An 18,916-nucleotide genomic window follows, 5' to 3' on the forward strand; every position below is an offset into this window, starting at 1 on the left:
TCGGAGCTGTCCCGAGGTCGGAGTGCCAAGTAGGAAGTCGCAGCCGTTTAGACCGAACGGTGCGCAGGAAGCAAGGCAAAATCTCTATCGCCGTGTAGCGGTCGGTACAACGCCGAGCGCCGCGAGCCGGGTGGCGAGCTCGGCCGCGGCGACGGCGTTGCCGCGGACGTTCCAGTGGGTGTCGTTGCGCCGGTAGAGCGTCCCCTCGGAGGCCGCCCGCCGCAGCGCGGGCGTCAGGTCGACGACCGCCACGCCGCGCGCCGCGGCGAACTCGGCGATCCGACGCTGCGGCAGATCCGGATCGACGTCGTCGAGCGCGACGCCCGCGTGCGCCGCGACCATGGCGAGATCCTCGGGGTGGACCTGCAGGCGCGACGGCGCGAGCGCCAGCACGACGGGGACGCCGTCGCGCTCGATCACGTCGACGAGCTCGCCGAGCGCGGCGAGGAACGCATCCCAGTCGGGACCGCGCAGCTTCGCGCCGGGGCGCGCGAGCATCTCGAGCTCGAGCGCCTCGATGTCGAGGAAGGCCTCGTCGGAGAACTCCGGACGGTCGTCGTCGTCGACCTCCGTCATCGCGCCGACGAGCGGGCCCGCCGGTGGCGCGGCCGGAGAGGGGATCGGCGCCGGCTCGTCCGCGTCGCGCATCCGCCAGCGCTCGCGCGCGAGCTTCGTCGCGCGCTGCAGGAACGTCACGAGCCACGAGCGCTGCCACGCGGGGCGCGTCTTGCCGAAGCGCGTCTGGTCCGCGAAGTCGCGCGGATCGTTGCCGAGGTAGATCGTGATCACCGCGAGGTCGGGCGCGAGCGCGCGGCCGACGAGCTGCCAGACCACGCGGTAGTCGGCGAGCCCCGAGGCGGGCACGCCGAGGTTGTCGAGCTCGACCGGCGGCGCGTCGGTGTCTCCGTGCATGGCGTGCGTCGCCGCCGCGTCGCGCTCGCCACCGTCGCGCTCGAGCGCGGCGAGGATCAGCAGCGCCTCGGCCAGCGTCAAGTAGCTACGTCCGTAGGTCACGTTGCCGTACGCGAACGAGTCGCCGAGCCCGACGATGCGGAACGTGCCGGGCGTGCGCTCGCGTCGGAACTCGACGTCGTGGAAGCCGAGCGAGTTGCAGCGAAAGCCCTTCCAGACGCGGAACGGCACCAGGTGGTCGCGGTAGGCGTGCAGGAGCTCGGCGAACGTCTGCGGCTCGCGACGTCGCGTGCCGAGCGGCTCGGCGAGCAAGCGGACGCCGGGCATGTGGCTCGCCGCGAGCCGCACGACGATCTCCCCCGCGACGACGGCGAGCAGCAGCGAGCCGAGCACGGCTGCGAGCCCGCGCAGCAGCCGCGCGGGCGTCTTCTGGGTGGCTCGGCTCTCTCGCATCCTGCGCTCGCCCGGAGGCAAGTGGCTTTTTTCTGAAACCGTTCCCGACCACAATGGGCGGGTGCGGCGCGTGGGGGGAACGTTGCTGGCGCTGGTTGCGAGCGCATGGGTCGCCGCATGCGCGGCCCACCTCCGCGACGCCGCGCCGCGCCGACCGGAGGCGCCCGCCAAGTGGGACGAGGCGACCTTCGAGAGCAAGGAGCTCGTCACCTACGCGCTCCCGCTCGACCGCAGCGGCAAGCCCGCGGACACCGTGATCGGACGTCCGCAGACCTACACGATCCGCAAGGGCGACACGCTGCTCGACGTCGCCCGCTACTTCGACCTCGGCTACAACGAGATCGTCGCCGCGAACCCGGGCGTCGACCCCTGGGTGCCGAAGCCCGGCACCGAGATCGTCCTGCCCACCGAGTGGGTGCTGCCGTGCTGCTCGTACGACGGCATCGTGGTGAACATCCCCGAGATGCGGCTCTACCACTACCGGAGGCCGCGCGGCTCGAAGGACTCGCTGATGGTCGCGACCTATCCGGTCGGGCTCGGGCGCGACGACCGACGCACGCCGCGCGGCTCGTTCCGCGTCGCGAGCAAGACCGTCAACCCGACCTGGAACATCCCCGAGTCGATCCGCCGCGAGCACATCAAGGAGCGCGGCGACCACCGCTGGTCGATCCCGGGCGGCGCGCCCGACAACCCGCTCGGCAAGTACCGCCTGTCGCTCGCCAACTCGCGCTACGCGATCCACGGCACCAACATCCCGTGGGGCGTCGGCATGCAGGTGAGCCACGGCTGCCTGCGCCTCTATCCCGAGGACATCGAGCGCTGGTTCCCCGAGGTGCCGGTCGGCACGCGCGTGCAGTTCGTCTACCAGCCGGTGAAGGCCGGCGAGCGCGACGGCGTGACCTACGTCGAGGTGCACGAGGACATCTACCGCTACGAGCGCTCGCTGCCGGCGTCGGCGAAGCAGGCGCTCGCCCAGCGCAAGCTCGGCGGCGTCGACAAGCAGCTCGTCGAGGCCGCGATCAGCGAGCCGACCGGGATCCCGGTGCCGGTGTCGCGCGCGACGCAGCAGGCGCGCGCGTCGGGCTCGCTCGACGCCGCCGAGTGAAGCCGTCTTTTGTTTGAAGCCGTCTCCGGTCCCGTCTACAAGCGATCGACCGATCAACCGACCGGGACCATGGCAACGACCAAGACAACGCCGCGCCGTCCGCTCACGCGCGTGCAGTCCGGATCGCGCAGGTCGACGGCGGGCGGCTACCGCATCGGCATCGACGTCGGCGGCACGTTCACGGACCTGGTCCTGGTGCGCCCCGACCGCACGATCCACCTCGACAAGACCGCGACCACGCCGGACGACCAGAGCGAGGGCGTCATGGTCGGGCTCGAGCGCCTCGCGCGCAGCGAGGGCAAGGACCTCGCGAGCTTCCTCGCCGCGACCGAGCGCATCGTGCACGGCACCACCACCGCCGACAACACGATGATCCAGATGAACGGCGCGGTCACGGGCCTCATCACCAGCGCCGGCCACCGCGACGAGATCGAGCTGCGACGCGGCTACAAGGAGAACATCTGGGATCCATCGTACCCGCCGCCGCCGCCGATCTGCCCGCGCCGGCGCCGGATCGGCGTGCCCGAGCGGCTCGACTACGAGGGCAACGTCGTCGTGCCGCTCGACGAGGACGCGCTGCGCGCCGCGATGCGCCGCCTGCGCATGCAGGGCATCGAGTCGCTCGCGGTCGTCTTCCTGTTCTCGTTCATCAATCCGGCGCACGAGCTGCGCGCGCGCGAGATCGCCGCGGAGGAGCTACCGGGCGTCGACGTCTCGCTGTCGCACGAGGTGATGCCGCAGGCGCCGGAGTTCGAGCGCACGTCGACGACGCTGGTCAACGCGTACGTCGCGCCGCGCATCAAGCGTTACCTCGCGAACCTCGAGCGCAAGCTCGCCGACGCCGGCTACGCGCGCGACCTGCTGCTCATGCAATCGAACGGCGGGCTGATGACCGCACGCTACGTCGCGGGCAAGGCGGTCACCGTGCTGGGCTCGGGGCCGGCGGGCGGCGTGGTCGGCGCGTGTCACGTCGCGGGCGCGGCGGGCGTGCGCGACTTCATCTCGGTCGACATGGGCGGCACGAGCTACGACGTCTGCCTCGTGCGCGACGGCAAGCCGCACGTCAGCTCGTCGTGGAACTGGCACCACCGCTACCTGATCGGGCTGCCGATGGTCGACGTGCAGTCGGTCGGCGCGGGCGGCGGCTCGATCGCGAGCGTGATCGAGGGCGCGCTGCACGTCGGTCCGGACAGCGCGGGCGCGCAGCCGGGGCCGATCTGCTACCGCCGCGGCGGCACGCGCCCCACGGTGACGGACGCCAACCTGGTTCTCGGCTACCTCAATCCGGACTTCTTCTACGGCGGCGAGCTCGCGCTCGACGTCGACTCGGTGGTGCGTGCGATCGACGAGCAGATCCGCCGCCCGCTCGGGCTCGCGACCGTCGAGGAGGCCGCCTACGGCATCTTCCGCATGGTCAACGCGAACATGGCGAACGCGATCCGTCGCGTGTCGGCCATGCGCGGCATCGACCCGCGCGAGATGCCGCTCGTCGCGTTCGGCGGCAACGGCGCGGTGCACGCGGGCATGCAGGCGGCCGAGCTCGACATCCGCCAGGTGCTGATCCCGAAGACCGCGCCGACGTTCTCCGCGCTGGGTCTCCTGCTCACCGATCCGATCGTGATCGAGCTGCGCTCGTACATCACGCCCGCGGACGAAGCCGACCTCGCGCGCGTCACGTCGCTGTTCGCCGAGATGCGCGAGGCCGCCGACGCGTCGCTCGCCGCCGGCGGCTTCTCGGGACGCGAGGTGCGGTACCAGCGCATCGCGTACATGTGCTACCCGGGCCAGACCTTCGACATGCCGGTGCCCATCGAGGGCGACGGCGCGTTCGGGGCGCGCGACCTGCGTCGGCTGATCGAGGCGTTCCACCGCGAGCACGAGGCGCTGCACACCTACGCGTCGCGCGACCAGATGCCGATCCTGCGCGGGCTCGGCGTGCGCGCGACGGCGATCACCGCGAAGCCCGAGCTGCCGCGCATCCCGGCGTCGTCGCGCGACGCGCGCAGCGCGCTCAAGGGCAAGCGACGCGCGTACTTCGCAGGCCGCTGGGTGTCGACGCCGATCTACGACGGCACCAAGCTGCGCGCGCGTCAGACGGTCGTCGGACCGGCGATCATCGAGGAGCCGCTGACGACGATCGTCGTCTACCCGGGACAGCGCGCGCGGCTCGACACGCTCGGCAACTACCACCTGAGCGTCGGCTGATCGTCCGATTCGCGTGCGCGACGCGCAGGCGAACGCCGTGCGTCGCCCGATCGACGCCACGAACCGGATGCGGTCGCCGATCGTCCGATCGCCGGGCACGGGATGGCATTCTCGGTTTTCGCATGCCATTGCTCGCCGGTAGGACATGCGGGCCGTGCGGGATTGGGCCGGGACGATCGCATTCCTGATCGCCTTCGGCCTCATCATGGTGCTCTACGACGTGATCTTCCGGATCACGTTCCTGTTCGGGAAGCGCGCCAACGCCTGGGTGCTGGGCATCATGCAGTGCACAGTGATCCTGGCGATGCGCCTTGCCGGGATCCGGTTCGAGATCGAGCGCTCGCCGAAGATCAAGCCGTACACGTCGTACATCATCGTCTCGAACCACCAGAGCATGTTCGACATCCCGACCTTCGGCTGGCAGTTCTTCACGAACTTCCCGAAGTACATCTCGAAGATCGAGCTCGCGAAGTGGATCCCGGCGGTGTCGGTGCAGCTGCGCAAGGGCGGCCACGCGCTGATCGACCGCAAGGATCGCGCGAGCGCGGTGCGCGTGATCGACAAGCTCGCGCACGAGGTGGTCCAGAACGGCTTCTCCGCGGTGATTTACCCCGAGGGGACGCGGGCGCGAAACGGCGTGCTCGCGCCGTTCAAGCCGGCCGGCACCGTCGCGCTGCTCAAGCAGGCGAAGGACGTCCCCGTCGTGCCGGTGTGCATCGACAACTCCTGGCGCATCATGGAGCACAAGATGCTCCCGATCCCGTGGGGCATCACGATGCGCTGGTGGGCCGGCGATCCGATCGAGCGCCGCCCCGACGAGGATCCGTACGCGATCGTCGCCGAGGTCGAGCGGCAGATCCGCGAGACCATGGCGCGCTTCCGCGGCGAGACCGCGCAGGCGGCCTGAGCGCCGCGCTCGCTCAGCGCTCGGCGCGGACCGCGCTCGGCGTCGGTCGCAGATCGCGTTCGGCGCGCCTCGCGATCGCGCTCAGCGTCCCTCGCGGATCGCGCTCAGGATCTGCCGCGTCGCCGGGCTGCGGTTCAGCGTGTAGAAGTGGATGCCCGGCGCGCCGCGCTCGAGCAGATCGCGGCACTGGCGCAGCGCGTGCTCGATGCCGATCGCGAGCACGGCGTCGGCGTCGCCGTCCACGGCGGCGAGGCGCTGCGCGAGCTCCGCGGGCAGCTTCGCGCCGCACATCGCGGTCATGCGCTTGACGCCGCCGACGTCGACGATCGGCATGATGCCCGGCAGGATCGGCACCTCGATCCCGACCGCGCGCGCGCGCTCGACGAAGGCGAAGTAGTCCTCGTTGTCGAAGAAGAGCTGCGTGATCAGGAAGTCGACGCCCGCGCGGACCTTGATCACGAGGTTCGCGAGGTCGGCCTCGGCGCTCGGCGCGTCGGGATGCACCTCGGGGTAGCACGCGCCGCCGATGCAGAAACTCCAGCGGCTGCGGATGAAGGCCGCGAGGTCGGATGCGTGCGCGAAGCCGCCCGGCACCGGTCGGAACACCTCACCGCGCGGCGGGTCGCCGCGCAGCGCGAGGATGTTCTCGATCTCGGCCGCCGCGAGCTGGTCGAGGATCGCCGCGATCTCGTCGCGCGTGTGCCCGGTACAGCTCAGGTGCGCCATGGGGTTGAGGCCCATGCGCTTGATCGAGGAGACGAGCTCGATCACCTGGCCGCGGTTCGAGCCCATTGCGCCGTAGGTCACGGAGACGAAGGCGGGCTCGAGCGGCTTGAGCTCGTCGATCGTGCGCAGCAGGGCTTCCTCGCCCTGCGGAGTCTTCGGCGGGAAGAACTCGAAGGAGAAAACGGGCTCGCCGGCTTTCAGGATCTGGTCGATGCGCACCGCGCGATGATAGGGAAGCGGCCCTCGCACGCGCAATCGGGCATCCACGGTCGTCGCGGAGTCGCGCGCCCCGGCGTGATATAGGCAACGGCATGCGACGCGGGTTCGTGGTCGGCGCCGTGGCGGGCGGCCTCGTTTCGATCGCCATCGGCCTCACGGTGGCGTTGCTGCCGACCACGCCGACCTGGGCGCTGTGGCGCATCAAGAGCGCGCTCGACCGGCGCGACGTCGGCGAGCTCACCGAGATGGTCGACTTCGCCGCGGTGACACAGCGGGCGCTCACCGAGCTCGACGACGCGCCGAACGGCCTCGACGCCGGAAAGGTCGCACGGGCGCTGCTCTCGGGCGGCAAGGTGATGACGGTGTTCAACGACCCGGACCAGCCGCTGCGCATCACCGCGGGCGACGTGGTCGCCGCCTGGTGGGGCATGCGGCGCGAGGACGACCTCGCCTACTTCACGCTGCCGACGGGCGACCGTCAGGTGGATTTGATCCTCGGCCGCGCGCCGGATCTGCGCTGGCGCATCGTCGGCGTCACGCCGCTCACGGCGCTGATCAAGGTCAAGCTGCCGGGCAGCGGTCGCGCGAGCCGAGCGCCGGGCGTTGACGCCCCACTCGGCGACGGGTAGCGAGTTCGGCATGCAGGCGCGGCAACTCAAGGTGCTGACGGCGGCCGTCAAGGACGTCGATCAGGCCCTGGCGACCTTCCAGAACAACTTCGGCTTCCCGTTGACGCGGCGCACTGCGGACGCCGCGACTGGCACGCAGAGCGCGTTCCTGCGCATCGGCGCGGCGGAGATCGAGCTCGCGACGGCGTCCTCGGGCGCGCTCGGCGAGCAGCTCGCGCAGCGTGGCGAGGGATTGTTCCAGATCGAGCTCGAGGTCGACGACCTCGCGGCCGCGCACAGCGAGCTCACCGAGCGCGGCCTGCGCAGCGACTTCGAGACCGAGCCGAACGGACGTCGCGTCCTGCGCATCGCCACCGAGCACACGCACGGCGTGCCGCTGGTCCTGAGCCAGCGCGCCTGACGCCCGTCTTTCCGTTCGCTGTGGTCCAACGAGGCGTCGCTGCGGCGCTCGCCGCCGTCTTGCTCACCACGGCGTGGGACGTCGCCGCGGCCGCACACGATCACGATCATCACCGCGCGGCGTCCATCCCGGCTCCGGTCCCGTCGCCGCCGACGCACGAGCAGGTGCACGACCACGAGCCGCGGCACGGCGGCGTCGTCGGCATGTCGGGCGACCGGCACATCGAGGCGGTGGCGCGCCGCGACGGCGTGCTGCGCTTTTACTTGACGGACTTCGGACGCGCGCCTCTGCCGCTCGACGGCGTGCGCGGCACGGCGACGGTGCGCACCGAGGACGGCGGCACGAAGGAGACGCTCGAACTCGTGCCGCGCGACGGCGCGCTCGAGGCGCGCGGCGCGCCGCTCGCCGGCGACATGGTCGACGTGCGCATGGAGGCGAGCCTCGGCGACGAGCAGCTGCTGATCGACTTCACGCTGCCGGTGTCGCCGACGGGGTCGACGGGCGCCACCGGCGCCGCGCACTGACGCGCGCACGGACGCGACGGAGCGCAGCTCGCCGTCGCGGCGGCGGCCCTGATGCGCGAAGAGCGCGGTGCAGCCAGGCGGTCGGCGGCAAGGCGCCGACCCACGCGATCAGCGCCCTGCGCCGCGGCCGGCTCGCCTGCGCGTCGCGGCTACCGCCGCGGCAGACCGAGGATGCGCTGCGCGACGATGTTGCGCTGCACCTCGCTCGTCCCGCCCGCGATCGTCATCGAGCGGTCGTAGAGCAGCTGCTTCGCCCAGCGGCCGTTGTCCGGCGCGTGCTCGTCGTTCATCAGCGCGCCGTACGGTCCGAGCAGCTCGATGCCGGTCTCGGAGAACTCCTGCACGAGCGTCGTGCCCATGAGCTTCATCGCCGCCGAGAGGTGCGGGTTGAGACGCTTCTTGAGCGAGTCGGTCAGCGCCCGCAGCCCGGCGTAACGCATGATCGAGCCCTTGATCGCGAGGTCGGCGATCTTCTGGCGCACGTTCGGGTCGTCGGTCTTGCCGCGCAGGCGCGCCGTCCGGATCACCCACTCGAGCGACTGGTCCGCGCGGATGCCGCTCGCGATGCCGGAGCGCTCGTTGACCAGCGCGCTCGAGACGATCTCCCAGCCCTGCCCTTCCTCGCCGAGGCGGTTCGTCACCGGCACGCGCACGTCGGTCATGAAGACCTCGTTGAACTCGGCGCCGCCGTCGATCTGCTTGATCGGCTTGATCGTGACCCCGGGGCTCTTGAGGTCCATCAAAAGCACCGTGAGCCCCGCCCACTTCGGCCCCTCGGTCGAGGTCCGCACGAGGACGAAGTACCAGTCGGAGATGTGGGCGAGCGTCGTCCAGACCTTCTGCCCGTTGACGATGTAGTCGTCGCCGTCACGGACCGCGCTGGTCTTCGCCGCCGCCATGTCGGAGCCCGAGGACGGCTCCGAGTAGCCGGTCGCCCAGATCTCCTCGCAGCTCAGGATCTTCGGGATGAAGCGCTTCTTCTGCTCCTCGGTCCCGTAGCGCATGATCGCCGGGCCGACCCACCAGATCGCCATCTGGTTGATCGGCTGCGGCGCACGCGCGCGCACCATCTCCTCGTTGAGGATCGCCTGCTCCATCTCGGAGAGGCCCGCGCCGCCGTACTCCTTCGGCCAGGCGGCGCCGAGCAGCCCCGCGGCGTGCAGCTTGCGCTGCCAGGCGCGCGCGCCCTCGAGGTGCTTGACCTCCTCGGGCTTGGGAACGTTCTCCTCGAGCCACTTCCGCACCCGGGCGCGGAACGCTTCCTCCTCGGGGGTGTACGACAGATCCATGCTGCTCCTCGCTCTTCCGCGGACGCGGGCGATGGGTGGAATCGAGCCGGAGGTGGGAGATTAGCGGGCCCTCGTCGGGCGGGAAAGAGTCGCTCGTGGCGTCACGACGCAGCGCAGGAGACGGAACGACGCGCGGCTTTCAATCGAGCGCTTGAACTTCGCGCGACGGCGTGACTAGCCTCTCGCCCCATGAAGAAAGGTCGCGACGTCTGCGTGATCGGGGTCGGGATGACCAAGTTCGAGCGCTGCAACCGCAACTACATCGAGCTCGTCGAGGAAGCGGTGCGCGAGGCGCTCGCGATGGCGAAGACGCCGCCCGAGGACTTCGAGCAGGCGTTCTGCGGCTACGTCTCCGGGATGAGCGCGCAGGGGCAGCGGGCGCTCTACAGCATGGGGCTCGGCGGCCTGCCGGTGTTCAACGTGCACAACTACTGCTCGACCGGCTCGAACGCGCTCTACCTCGGCTGGCAGGCGATCACCTCGGGCATGAGCGAGTGCGTGCTCTGCTTCGGCTTCGAGAAGATGGAGAAGGGCCCGCTCGACGCGCAGCTCGAGGGCCTCAAGCAGAACTACAAGGAGGAGGAGCGCAAGCCTCCGCAGGCCGCGGTGATGTTCGGCAACGGCGGCCGCCAGCACATGGAGCTCTACGGCACGACCAAGGAGCAGTTCGCCAAGGTCAGCGTCAAGAACCACCGCCACTCGGTGCACAACCCGCGCTCGCAGTACCGCGACGCGTGCACGCTCGAGGAGGTTCTCGCCTCGCGCCTGGTCTACGAGCCGCTCACGCTGCTGCAGTGCTGCCCGACCTCCGACGGCGCCGCGGCGGCGATCCTGTGCTCGCCCGAGTACGCGGCGCGCCACGGCATCTCGCGACCCGTCAAGATCATCGGCATGTCGATGCAGACCGATCGTCCCGAGGACTGGAACCTCGGCTTCCTCGGCATGATCGGCGTCGGCATGTCGCGCCGCGCGGCGCAGAACGTCTACGAGATGACGGGCTACGGACCGGAAGACGTGCAGGTCATCGAGCTGCACGACTGCTTCTCGACCAACGAGCTCATCACCTACGAGTCGCTGCAGCTCTGCCCCGAGGGTCAGGGCGGACGCCTGATCGACGAGGACCAGGTGACCTACGGCGGCAAGTGGGTGGTGAACCCGTCCGGCGGACTGCTGTCGAAGGGCCACCCGCTCGGCGCGACCGGCATCGCGCAGTGCTACGAGCTCGTCAACCAGCTCAACGGCGCGTGCGGCAAGCGGCAGGTCGAGGGCGCGCGCCGGGCGCTGCAGCACAACGTCGGGCTCGGCGGCGCGTGCGTCGTGACGATGTACGCGAAGGACTGAGCCGCCCAAGACGAAAGGACCGCGCGCCCGGGTGCGAGCGCGCGGTCCATCGGGTTCCGCCAGGGCTCAGCGCCGGCGCTTTGGCGCCAGCGTGAGCGCGCTCAGCGCCCGCGCTTCGGCATCAGCTCGAAGTAGTCCATGTCGAGCAGCACGCGCGGGTTGTAGCGCTCGCCGCCCTTCCCGTCCGGGACGCGCATCTGGAAGTCCGGCTCCTCGTACGGGTCGCCGTCCTTCACCGCGACGAGGCGCAGCCGCAGCGCGCCGTACGGCGCGTCGCCGAGCGGATGGGTCTCGAGCACGTCGGTGTACGAGTAGATCGTCGTGCCGGCGTAGCACGGGTTGGCGTGCGTGCCGCTGTTCATCGCGACGATGCCGGAGCGGTTCTCGAGGCCGTTGAACGCCTGCGCGTACGCGATCGACATCGGGAACCCGCCGTAGACCAGCGGCTTGCCGTCGGTGCGCAGCGCATCGAAGTGCACCTTGGCGGTGTTCTGGAAGAGCCGCGTGTACGACATGTGGTCCGACTGGTTCACCGTCATGCCGTCGTGGTGGTAGATGCGCTCGCCCGGCGTGTAGTCCTCGAAGAACCAGCGTCCGCCGGTCTGCTGCGTCGTCGGCAGCGGACCCGGGAACGGCGGCAGCTGATCGATCGCCACCTGCTTCGGAAGCTGCGGCGTCACGGGCTCGTCGAGGTAGCGCGTGGCCTTGGTCTCGTCGCGCTTCCGCACCATCACCCAGCGCGTGTACTCGAGCACGACCTCGCCGCGCTGGTTGCGACCGGTGGTCGCGACGTAGACGTTGCCGGTCTGCTTGTTCGAGTTCTCCTTGAGGCCGACGATCTTGATCGACGTCGTGATCTCGTCGCCGTGGAACACCGGCGTGCGCCAGATCATTCCCGCGTAGCCCAGGTTGGCGCGCGCGTTCAGCGATACTTGACGCACGGTCTGCGCGATCACCAGGTGGAAGACGATCAGCGGGTGGACGCGCCCCTCCGCGCCGCAGAAGCGCGGCGTGCGGTCGTTGGTGGTCGCGATGTGCCACGCCGTCTCGGCCGCGGTCAGGACGCGCGGCGTCGCGCACACCATCTCCTGGCCGATCTCGAAGTCCTCGAAGAAGTTGCCGATGCCGCCCTTGCCGGACTTGCCACCCTCGCTCATCGTTCTACTCCGAATCCTTTCCGTACGTTCAGCTTCGCGGCAGGCCGAGCAGGCGCTGCGCGATGATGTTGCGCTGGATCTCGCTCGTGCCACCGGCGATGGTCGCGGCGCGCGAGAACAGCAGGTGCTGCGCGAAGCGTCCGCCCGCGACGGCGTGCCGGTCGCCCCGCAGCAAGAGCCCGCGCTCGCCGAGCAGCTCGATGCCAGCGTCGCCGATCTTCTGCGTGAGATCCGCCCAGAACGTCTTGACGATCGACGTCTCGGCGCCCGGCGTCACGCCGCGGCCGAGTCGCGTCAGCATCTCGAGGTTCATGAAGCGCATGATCTCGGTTTCGAGGTAGAGCTGGGCGAGCCGTTGCCGCACGCGCGGGTCCCCGCTTCGCCCGGTGCTGCGCGCGACGTCGAGCAGCTCGTCGACGTTGATCCGCGCCAGCACCTGCTCCTTGATCGCGTAATTCGTTCCGCGCTCGTGCGCCAGGGTCACCTGGGCGATGCGCCAGCCCTCGTTGATCGGCCCGATCAGGTTCTCGCGCGGCACGCGGACCGCGTCGAGGAAGACCTCGTTGAACTCCGACGCCCCGGTGAGCTGGCGCAGCGGCCGGATCTCGATGCCCGGCGCGCGCATGTCGACGATCAGGTAGGAGATGCCGCGTTGCTTGACGGCGTCCTCGCCGGTGCGCGCGAGCAGGATCGCCCAGCGCGAGTGCTGCGCGTAGCTCGTCCACACCTTCTGCCCGGTGACGACGAAGTCGTCGCCGTCGAGCACGGCGCGCGTGCGCAGCGCGGCCAGGTCCGAGCCGGCGCCGGGCTCGGAGTAGAGCTGACACCAGATCTCGTCGGCCGACAGGATGCCGGGCAGGTAGCGCCGCTTCTGCTCCTCGGTGCCGAAGTGCATGAGCGTCGGCCCGACGTTGTTGATGCCGACGCGGTTGACGAACTGCGGCGCGCGCGCCCGCGCCATCTCCTCGGCGAAGATCGCCTGCTGCATCGGCGTCGCGTCGCGTCCGCCGTAGGCGCGCGGCCAGTGGATGCCGACCCAGCCGCCCGCGTGCATGCGACGCTGGAAGGCGCGCAGCCACTCGAACTCGCCGTCGAGGTCTTCGGGCGGATCGTCGCGCGGCACCGCGTGCTCGAGAAACGCGCGCAGCTCGGCGCGAAAGCGCTCCTCGTCGGCGGTGTAGGACAGATCCATCGCGCGCGTGCGCTCGCTTCTACTTGACGGCGACCGGATTGACCGGGCTCCCCACCGCGCCGACGAACGGCTCGGGCGACGCGCTCAGCAGGAACTCGTAGACGCCGTCCTGCGCGCAGTCGCGCGCGAGCTCGTCGAGATACCAGTTCTGGCCCTGCGTCATGCCCATCTCGACGAGGTGCAGCAGGTGCACCGGCAGCAGCACCTCCTCGTCCTCGCCAGGCCACACCTCGAGCGGCATGGTGTCAGTCGCGACCGCGGCGACGTCGCGCGCGTGGAACCACTCCGCGGTGCTGACCGTGAGCCCCGGCGCCGGCAGCCGGTAGGCCTCCTTGTCGCCGCGCTCGAGGTGCTCCATCTGCCCGGTGCGGATCAGCAGCACGTCGCCGGGCAGGACCTCGAGCTTGGTCAGCGCGAGCGCCGCGTCGAGGTCGGCCGGGCGGATCGGATAGCCCGGATCGAGACGGTTCACGCCCTTCGCGCGCGCGACGTCGAGCAGGATGCCGCGCGTGACGATCGGCTTCAGCTTCTCGATGCCGCACTTGGTCGCGCCCGCCTCGGCGGTCACGGTCGACGCCGGGAAGCCGTTGTAGATCCGGTTCTCGTAGCTCGCGTGCGCGAGCCCGTCCCAGTGCGTCGACGCCTGGAGGCCCATGACCACCATGTCGTCCGACAAGCACACCTTGTCGCGATCACCGGTGAACGGCGTATTGACGCCGACCATCGTGTGCACCGGGTTGATGCGCTTCGGGATGCGGCCGGTCTGCACGCCGTCGTGGTGCAGCGGCAGCGCGAGTGAGAACGACTTGCCCTGGCGCACGCACGCCGCGCCGCGCTTGATCGCCTCGGGCGTGATGAAGTTGAGCGTCCCGATCTCGTCGTCCGCGCCCCAGCGGCCGCGGTTCGAAACGCGCTTCGCGACGTCGTGGAACCACTGCGGTAGACCCATCGTTCGTCCTTTCGGCTGCTCGGCTGCTTCGACTAGACGACCTCGCCGCGGCCTTCAAACCACGCCCGCCGCGCGCAGCTGCGCGATCTCGGCGTCGGAGTAACCGCCGATCGCGCGCAGGATCTCGTCGGTGTGCTCGCCGAGGCGCGGCGCGCGACGGTGCACGGGCGCCACGCCCGCGATCTTGAGCGGCGTCCCGACCTGGCGCACCCAGCCGAAGTCCGGGTGCTCGAAGCCGGTCAGCATGTCGCGCGCGGCCGCGTGCTCGTCGGCGAGCGCTTCCTCGACGGAGTACACCGGCCCGCACGGGACGTGACCGCGCAGCTGCTCGAGCCACTCGGCCGTCGTCCGGCGGCGCAGCTCGGCGGCGAGCAGCGGGACGAGCTCGTCGCGGTGCGCGAAGCGGTCGGCGAAGGTGCGAAAGCGCGGGTCGTCGCGCAGGTCCTCGCGCCCGATGCGCTCGCACAGGCGCTGCCAGAACTTCTCCTTCATGCACATCACGACGAGGTAGCCGTCGGCGGTGCGGAAGGTCTGCGACGGCACCAGCGTCTGGTGCGCGCCGTCGGCGGTGCGCCGCGGGCGGAAGTCGCTGTTGAGCGTCCACCCGGCGAGGTAGTTCAGCATCGAGAGCGCGGTGTCGTAGAGGCTGACGTCGATCTCGCAGCCCACGCCGGTGCGCTGCGCGCGGTGCAGGCCGATCATCAGAGCGAGCACCGACAGCAAACCCGCCGAGAAGTCGACCACCGACACGCCGCAGCGCTGCGGCGTGCCGTCGGGCTCGCCCGTCAAGCTCATGAATCCCGCGTACGCCTGGATGATGAAGTCGTAGCCCGGCTCGCCCGCGCGCGGTCCCGTCTGCCCGAAGCCCGACAGCGAGCAGCAGACGACGCGCGGGTTCACCTCGCGCAGCGCCTCGTACGTCAAGCCGAGCGCCGCCGGCGCGCCGCCGCGCAGGTTGTTGTAGACCGCGTCGCACGAGCGCACGAGGCGGTGCAGCACCTCGCGTCCGGCGGGGGCGCGCAGGTCGAGCGTGAGGCCGCGCGCGCCGCGGTTCAGCGCCTGGAAGTAGAGCGAGTCGCCGTTCGCGGCGTGCGGCGGGACGTCACGCGCCTCGTCGCCCTTGCCGGGCGGCTCGATCTTGATGACGTCGGCGCCGAGGTCGGAGAGCAGGGTCAGCGCCCAGGGCCCGGCGCCGAGCTGGCTCGCAGCGAGGATCCGAACGCCAGCGAGAGGAAGCTCGGCCACCCGCCCCGTTTAGCCGACGGCGCTCGCGCCCGACAGCATCGGCGGCTGCACGCGCACGACCGGCCGGTGGCCGAGGCGGCGCGACACGTCCTGCGCATGCCGGCGCAGGTGCGCCGCCAGCGCCGGCACGCTCGCCGTGGTGATTCGCCGCGCCATCCCGCTGACCGCGATCGCCGCGACGGCGGCGCCGCTGCGGTCGTGGATCGTCACCGCCACGCTGCGCACGCCGATCGCGAACTCCTGATGGTCGACGGCGTAGCCCTGCTCGCGCACGGTCGTGAGCTCGCGCTCGAGCATGCGCGGGACGACGATGCTGTTCTCGGTGCGTCGCACGAGCCGCCCGCCGATCACCGCGGCGCGCTCCTCCTCGGGCAGGTGCGCCAGCAGGACCTTCCCCGACGCGCTGCAGTGCGCCGGGTAGCGGCGGCCGAGCACGGCAGGAAGCGGCTCGACACCACGCTCGGCCTTGTGCAGAAAGACGAGGTCGTGTCCCAGGAGCACGGCCAGGCTGACGGTCTCGTGGAGCTGCGCGGCGAGCTTCTCGACCGCCTGCTCGGCGTGCGCGAACAGCGGTCGGTGCCGCGCCGCGAGCGTGCCGAGCTCGAACACCCGCAACCCGAGGCGGAACTTGCGGCTGTTCTCGACGCGCTCGAGGATCCCGAGCTCGTGCATGGTGGCGACGAAGCGGCTCACCGTGCTCTTGTTGAGTCCGACACGGCGCGCGAGCTCCATCACACCGAGCTCGGGCGTCGCTTCGGAGAACGCGAGCAGGAGGCGGTTGGCTTTTTCCAGGGACGCGTTGCGCCGGACGGTGGAGGCTCGGTTCATGAGGTGTGGGGTGTTTCCGTGCAGGTTCGTGTTACGCAGGTTCTTGTTACGATGGGTGGGCCGCGATCGTAGGCGGCCGCGCAAAACGAAGTCAACGATGAATCACGGCATCCCCAGCCCCACGACGTCTTTCCCTGCGAAGCGCATGGCGTGCGCGCACGGAAGGCTGTCGGTCGCGTTTGCGTTTGCGGCGTCGCTCGCGATCCTGGCGCTCGCGCCGACGCCGCAGGACGTGCTCGCGGGTGAGTGCGCGGCAGCGAACGCGGGCGACTGCGTGGCGCGCGGTCCCGAGCAAGCGTCCGCGCCCGAGCCGGCCGCGGCGTCCGACGAAGCCGCGAGCAGCGCGGCGGCGGCGTCCGGCAACGACGCGACCGGCGCGTCGGCCTCGGCCGGCAGCGACGCTGCGGAAAGCGCAGCGACCGCTTCGCAGGACGCAGCCGCTCCGCTCTCGGAAGGCGAGCGTGAGCTCGCGCTCGCCAAGGAATTCCTCGACAAGGGCGAGGCCGCGACCGACGACGACGCTCGTCGCGAGGCCTACGAGCAGGCGAAGCAGCACGCCGACCGCGCCGTCGAGCTGATGCCGAACAGCGCCGAGGCGCGCTTCATCCAGTTCGGCGCCGACGGACGTCTCGCGCAGCTCGGCGGCGTCGCGGTCGCCGCGATGAACCTCGTCAAGCTCAACCGACAGCTCGACGAGGTGCTGCGCCTCGACCCGAACCACGCCAACGCGCTCGCCGCGCGCGGCGGCATGCTGATGAAGCTGCCGCGGCTGCTCGGCGGCGACACCGAGAAGGGCATCGAGTACCTCGAGCGCTCGGTCGCGATGGACGAGACCGCGATCGGCAAGCGGCTCGAGCTGGCGGAGGCGTACCACATCGTCGGCCGCGAGGAGGACGCCAACGCGACGGCGCTGAAGGCGCTCGAGGTGGCGCAGCAGCAGAACGATCCGGATCGCATCGCCACCGTGCAGCGCTTCATCGCCGAGCTGAAGAACACCTGTAGCGGCTGCGCCCTCGCGACCATCGGGCGGCGCTGAGCGGAGGTCAGCGTGGTCGAGAAGATCATCGAGCTCACCGGCACCTCCACGACCTCGATCGAGGACGCGGTCTCGCTCGCCATCTCGCGCGCCGCGGTCACGGTCAGCGGCATCCGCGAGGCGACCATCACCGAGACCAAGGCGCTGGTCGAGGGTGGTCGGGTGACCGGCTGGAAGGTCGCTCTGCGGGTGACCTTCGAGGTCGAGGACCGGCTGCACGAATGAGCCGGCCGGCCGGGCCGGACGCGCGGCTGCGCGAGGTCACGCCCGGCGTGATCGAGGTGTTCCTGCCGCTGCCCTCGAAGCCGACGATCGTCAACGTCTGGCTGCTCGACCTGGGCGGCGGTGCGTGGGCCCTGATCGACACCGGGGTCGCGCTGCCCGACAGCCGCGCGGCCTTCCACGCCGCGACCCGCGAGCGCGGCATCGAGCCCGCGGCGATCACGCACCTGCTCGCGACCCACCATCACCCGGACCACTTCGGCGCGTCGCGGGCGTACCGCGAGGAGAGCGGCGGCACGATCCACCTGCACCCGCTCGAGCTCGAGCGCATCGCGTACACGCTCACCGCCGGGGCCGAGGACATGGTGTGCCACTCGCGCCGGCACGGGATCCCGATCCCCGCGGGCGACGCGGTCGACGCGCCGAAGCCGGCGGACGTCTGGGCCGGGACCTTTCAGCCGGTCACCGAGGTCCAGCACCCGGTCGCGGACGGCGAGGTGCTGGAGATCGGCCGCCGCCGGATCCAGGTCGTGTGGACGCCCGGCCACACCCCCGGCCACTGTTGCTACCTCGACCTCGACGACCGGGTGCTCTTCGTCGGCGACCACCTGCTGCCGAAGATCACGCCGCACGTCGGGGTCTACGCGACCGGGCCGACGAACCCCCTGCAGGACTTCCTCGCCTCGCAGGAGAAGGTCGAGGCGCTCGACGTGCGCCTCGTCTGCCCGGCGCACGGCGGCGTCTACACCGACCACCGCCGGCGTGCGCGCCAGATCCGGGCGCACCACGAGGTCCGGGCGCGCGAGATGTGGGACGTGCTGCAGGCCGGACCGGCGACCGCCTACGAGGTCGCCCGCAAGGCCTTCCGCTGGGTGTTCGAGGATCCGAGCCCGAACCGCTTTCAGGCCGGCGCGGCGGTCATGGAGACCATCGCGCACCTCGAGCTGCTCTGCGGGCGCGGGGTGGTCGAGCGGCAGGACAGCGGCGAGCTGGTTCGCTACGCCGTAGCGCGGGGCGCCTGAGCGCGGTGGCGGCGATGGACGCCCGGAAAGGCACCGGCGGACGTGAGCAGCAGGGGAGAGGAGGAACCCCACCGCCCACGTCCACCGATTGGAACGGCCTCGTCTCGACGAGGTCGAAGCACGAGTACAACGGCCGGAGGGGGTGGCGTTAGCCCTTCCAAAACCGAGAGGCTCGTACTCACTCGTTATTGACGGGCCGCCCGGACATATATTCGCCTTTCTCTCAGTTTACTCAACCGCTCCTTTTACTCGGAGCTCGAGCGCGCGCCCCGCGGAGTCGAACTCGAGCTCGGCCGGCATGCCGACGACCACCGAGCCGATGGAAATCGGCCGTCCGTCGCTCATGATCGAGGTTTCGGTCGTCAAGAGCGCGCGCCGTCCGCCGACCTCGACCGAGTCGGGCGACACCCAGCCAACGGCGCCGCGCACGGTCTGGACCTCGTCCGAGGCGTGCGCGGGCGGCGTCCACGCCGCGGCGAGAAGCGCGAGCAGCATGCCCAACGTCACGATGCACCGCATCAGCGGTTCGATCGGGCGTCTCATCGTCCCCTCTCC

The 18,916-nt window shown here is 70.7% G+C and carries 19 protein-coding genes; 10 read left to right on the plus strand and 9 right to left on the minus strand.

The window, feature by feature from the left end; genetic code table 11:
- Positions 1-84: 84 nt before the first annotated feature.
- Positions 85-1,365, minus strand: coding sequence for a hypothetical protein (locus tag VIS07_07470; protein HEY8515335.1), 1,281 nt, complete (start codon positions 1,363-1,365; stop codon positions 85-87).
- Between the two features lie 82 nt (positions 1,366-1,447).
- Between VIS07_07470 and VIS07_07475 the strand changes: the two genes are divergently transcribed.
- The 3 genes from VIS07_07475 to VIS07_07485 all read left to right on the plus strand — a co-directional run bounded on the left by VIS07_07475 (position 1,448) and on the right by VIS07_07485 (position 5,582).
- Positions 1,448-2,470, plus strand: a complete 1,023-nt coding sequence (locus tag VIS07_07475) for a L,D-transpeptidase family protein (GenBank protein HEY8515336.1) — start codon at positions 1,448-1,450, stop codon at positions 2,468-2,470.
- 69 nt (positions 2,471-2,539) lie between these two features.
- Entirely contained in the window at positions 2,540-4,675 is a 2,136-nt protein-coding gene (locus tag VIS07_07480) for a hydantoinase/oxoprolinase family protein (protein ID HEY8515337.1), read from the plus strand.
- A gap of 145 nt (positions 4,676-4,820) precedes the next feature.
- Positions 4,821-5,582 carry a lysophospholipid acyltransferase family protein gene (locus VIS07_07485; protein ID HEY8515338.1) on the plus strand — a complete coding sequence of 254 codons (762 nt, stop codon included), beginning with the start codon at positions 4,821-4,823 and terminating at the stop codon, positions 5,580-5,582.
- Between the two features lie 81 nt (positions 5,583-5,663).
- Here VIS07_07485 and metF read toward each other — a convergent pair whose 3' ends face one another.
- Positions 5,664-6,527, minus strand: coding sequence for a methylenetetrahydrofolate reductase [NAD(P)H] (metF, locus tag VIS07_07490; protein HEY8515339.1), 864 nt, complete (start codon positions 6,525-6,527; stop codon positions 5,664-5,666).
- 92 nt (positions 6,528-6,619) lie between these two features.
- On the opposite strand from metF, the gene VIS07_07495 reads away from it, so the two are divergent.
- Genes VIS07_07495 through VIS07_07505 form a run of 3 tightly spaced genes read left to right on the plus strand, consistent with a single transcriptional unit; the run spans position 6,620 to position 8,080 of the window.
- Positions 6,620-7,156: a DUF2939 domain-containing protein gene (locus VIS07_07495; GenBank protein HEY8515340.1), complete on the plus strand. Its 537-nt coding sequence runs from the start codon at positions 6,620-6,622 to the stop codon at positions 7,154-7,156.
- Between the two features lie 10 nt (positions 7,157-7,166).
- Positions 7,167-7,556: a VOC family protein gene (locus VIS07_07500; GenBank protein ID HEY8515341.1), complete on the plus strand. Its 390-nt coding sequence runs from the start codon at positions 7,167-7,169 to the stop codon at positions 7,554-7,556.
- Between the two features lie 20 nt (positions 7,557-7,576).
- Positions 7,577-8,080, plus strand: a complete 504-nt coding sequence (locus VIS07_07505; GenBank protein HEY8515342.1) for a hypothetical protein — start codon at positions 7,577-7,579, stop codon at positions 8,078-8,080.
- 149 nt (positions 8,081-8,229) lie between these two features.
- Here the strand turns inward: VIS07_07505 and VIS07_07510 are convergent, their stop codons facing one another.
- On the minus strand, positions 8,230-9,369 hold the full coding sequence (locus tag VIS07_07510; protein ID HEY8515343.1) for an acyl-CoA dehydrogenase family protein: 1,140 nt from the start codon (positions 9,367-9,369) through the stop codon (positions 8,230-8,232).
- 189 nt (positions 9,370-9,558) lie between these two features.
- On the opposite strand from VIS07_07510, the gene VIS07_07515 reads away from it, so the two are divergent.
- Positions 9,559-10,710: a lipid-transfer protein gene (locus VIS07_07515; protein ID HEY8515344.1), complete on the plus strand. Its 1,152-nt coding sequence runs from the start codon at positions 9,559-9,561 to the stop codon at positions 10,708-10,710.
- Positions 10,711-10,811: 101 nt separating this feature from the next.
- Here the strand turns inward: VIS07_07515 and VIS07_07520 are convergent, their stop codons facing one another.
- The 5 genes from VIS07_07520 to VIS07_07540 are packed head-to-tail and all read right to left on the minus strand — an operon-like array spanning position 10,812 to position 16,081.
- On the minus strand, positions 10,812-11,867 hold the full coding sequence (locus VIS07_07520; GenBank protein HEY8515345.1) for a hypothetical protein: 1,056 nt from the start codon (positions 11,865-11,867) through the stop codon (positions 10,812-10,814).
- 28 nt (positions 11,868-11,895) lie between these two features.
- Positions 11,896-13,059, minus strand: a complete 1,164-nt coding sequence (locus VIS07_07525) for an acyl-CoA dehydrogenase family protein (protein ID HEY8515346.1) — start codon at positions 13,057-13,059, stop codon at positions 11,896-11,898.
- A 19-nt stretch (positions 13,060-13,078) separates the two neighbouring features.
- Positions 13,079-14,008 carry a cyclase family protein gene (locus tag VIS07_07530; protein HEY8515347.1) on the minus strand — a complete coding sequence of 310 codons (930 nt, stop codon included), beginning with the start codon at positions 14,006-14,008 and terminating at the stop codon, positions 13,079-13,081.
- A gap of 54 nt (positions 14,009-14,062) precedes the next feature.
- A complete protein-coding gene (locus VIS07_07535; GenBank protein ID HEY8515348.1) occupies positions 14,063-15,253 on the minus strand; it encodes a CoA transferase in 1,191 nt (396 codons plus the stop codon).
- A gap of 9 nt (positions 15,254-15,262) precedes the next feature.
- Positions 15,263-16,081, minus strand: a complete 819-nt coding sequence (locus VIS07_07540; protein ID HEY8515349.1) for an IclR family transcriptional regulator — start codon at positions 16,079-16,081, stop codon at positions 15,263-15,265.
- A 145-nt stretch (positions 16,082-16,226) separates the two neighbouring features.
- On the opposite strand from VIS07_07540, the gene VIS07_07545 reads away from it, so the two are divergent.
- Genes VIS07_07545 through VIS07_07555 form a run of 3 tightly spaced genes read left to right on the plus strand, consistent with a single transcriptional unit; the run spans position 16,227 to position 18,361 of the window.
- Positions 16,227-17,117: a hypothetical protein gene (locus tag VIS07_07545; GenBank protein HEY8515350.1), complete on the plus strand. Its 891-nt coding sequence runs from the start codon at positions 16,227-16,229 to the stop codon at positions 17,115-17,117.
- A 12-nt stretch (positions 17,118-17,129) separates the two neighbouring features.
- On the plus strand, positions 17,130-17,342 hold the full coding sequence (locus VIS07_07550) for a dodecin family protein (GenBank protein HEY8515351.1): 213 nt from the start codon (positions 17,130-17,132) through the stop codon (positions 17,340-17,342).
- Complete coding sequence (locus VIS07_07555) at positions 17,339-18,361, plus strand: MBL fold metallo-hydrolase (protein ID HEY8515352.1); 1,023 nt, start codon at positions 17,339-17,341, stop codon at positions 18,359-18,361. Before VIS07_07550 ends, VIS07_07555 begins: the two co-directional genes overlap by 4 nt.
- A gap of 228 nt (positions 18,362-18,589) precedes the next feature.
- On the opposite strand, the gene VIS07_07560 is transcribed toward VIS07_07555, so the two are convergent.
- Positions 18,590-18,904, minus strand: a complete 315-nt coding sequence (locus VIS07_07560; protein ID HEY8515353.1) for a hypothetical protein — start codon at positions 18,902-18,904, stop codon at positions 18,590-18,592.
- Positions 18,905-18,916: the final 12 nt, after the last annotated feature.

The organism is Candidatus Binatia bacterium, from assembly GCA_036563615.1.
Taxonomy (GTDB): Bacteria; Desulfobacterota; Binatia; order UBA12015; family UBA12015; genus DATCMB01.

Bases quoted from the DNA above. Each gene is read 5' to 3' on its own strand.
- VIS07_07470 (HEY8515335.1), bottom strand. From the start codon at position 1,365: ATGCGAGAGAGCCGAGCCACCCAGAAGACGCCCGCGCGGCTGCTGCGC.
- VIS07_07480 (HEY8515337.1), top strand. From the start codon at position 2,540: ATGGCAACGACCAAGACAACGCCGCGCCGTCCGCTCACGCGCGTGCAG.
- VIS07_07485 (HEY8515338.1), top strand. From the start codon at position 4,821: ATGCGGGCCGTGCGGGATTGGGCCGGGACGATCGCATTCCTGATCGCC.
- VIS07_07495 (HEY8515340.1), top strand. From the start codon at position 6,620: ATGCGACGCGGGTTCGTGGTCGGCGCCGTGGCGGGCGGCCTCGTTTCG.
- VIS07_07500 (HEY8515341.1), top strand. From the start codon at position 7,167: ATGCAGGCGCGGCAACTCAAGGTGCTGACGGCGGCCGTCAAGGACGTC.
- VIS07_07510 (HEY8515343.1), bottom strand. From the start codon at position 9,369: ATGGATCTGTCGTACACCCCCGAGGAGGAAGCGTTCCGCGCCCGGGTG.
- VIS07_07515 (HEY8515344.1), top strand. From the start codon at position 9,559: ATGAAGAAAGGTCGCGACGTCTGCGTGATCGGGGTCGGGATGACCAAG.
- VIS07_07520 (HEY8515345.1), bottom strand. From the start codon at position 11,867: ATGAGCGAGGGTGGCAAGTCCGGCAAGGGCGGCATCGGCAACTTCTTC.
- VIS07_07525 (HEY8515346.1), bottom strand. From the start codon at position 13,059: ATGGATCTGTCCTACACCGCCGACGAGGAGCGCTTTCGCGCCGAGCTG.
- VIS07_07530 (HEY8515347.1), bottom strand. From the start codon at position 14,008: ATGGGTCTACCGCAGTGGTTCCACGACGTCGCGAAGCGCGTTTCGAAC.
- VIS07_07540 (HEY8515349.1), bottom strand. From the start codon at position 16,081: ATGAACCGAGCCTCCACCGTCCGGCGCAACGCGTCCCTGGAAAAAGCC.
- VIS07_07545 (HEY8515350.1), top strand. From the start codon at position 16,227: ATGGCGTGCGCGCACGGAAGGCTGTCGGTCGCGTTTGCGTTTGCGGCG.
- VIS07_07555 (HEY8515352.1), top strand. From the start codon at position 17,339: ATGAGCCGGCCGGCCGGGCCGGACGCGCGGCTGCGCGAGGTCACGCCC.
- VIS07_07560 (HEY8515353.1), bottom strand. From the start codon at position 18,904: ATGAGACGCCCGATCGAACCGCTGATGCGGTGCATCGTGACGTTGGGC.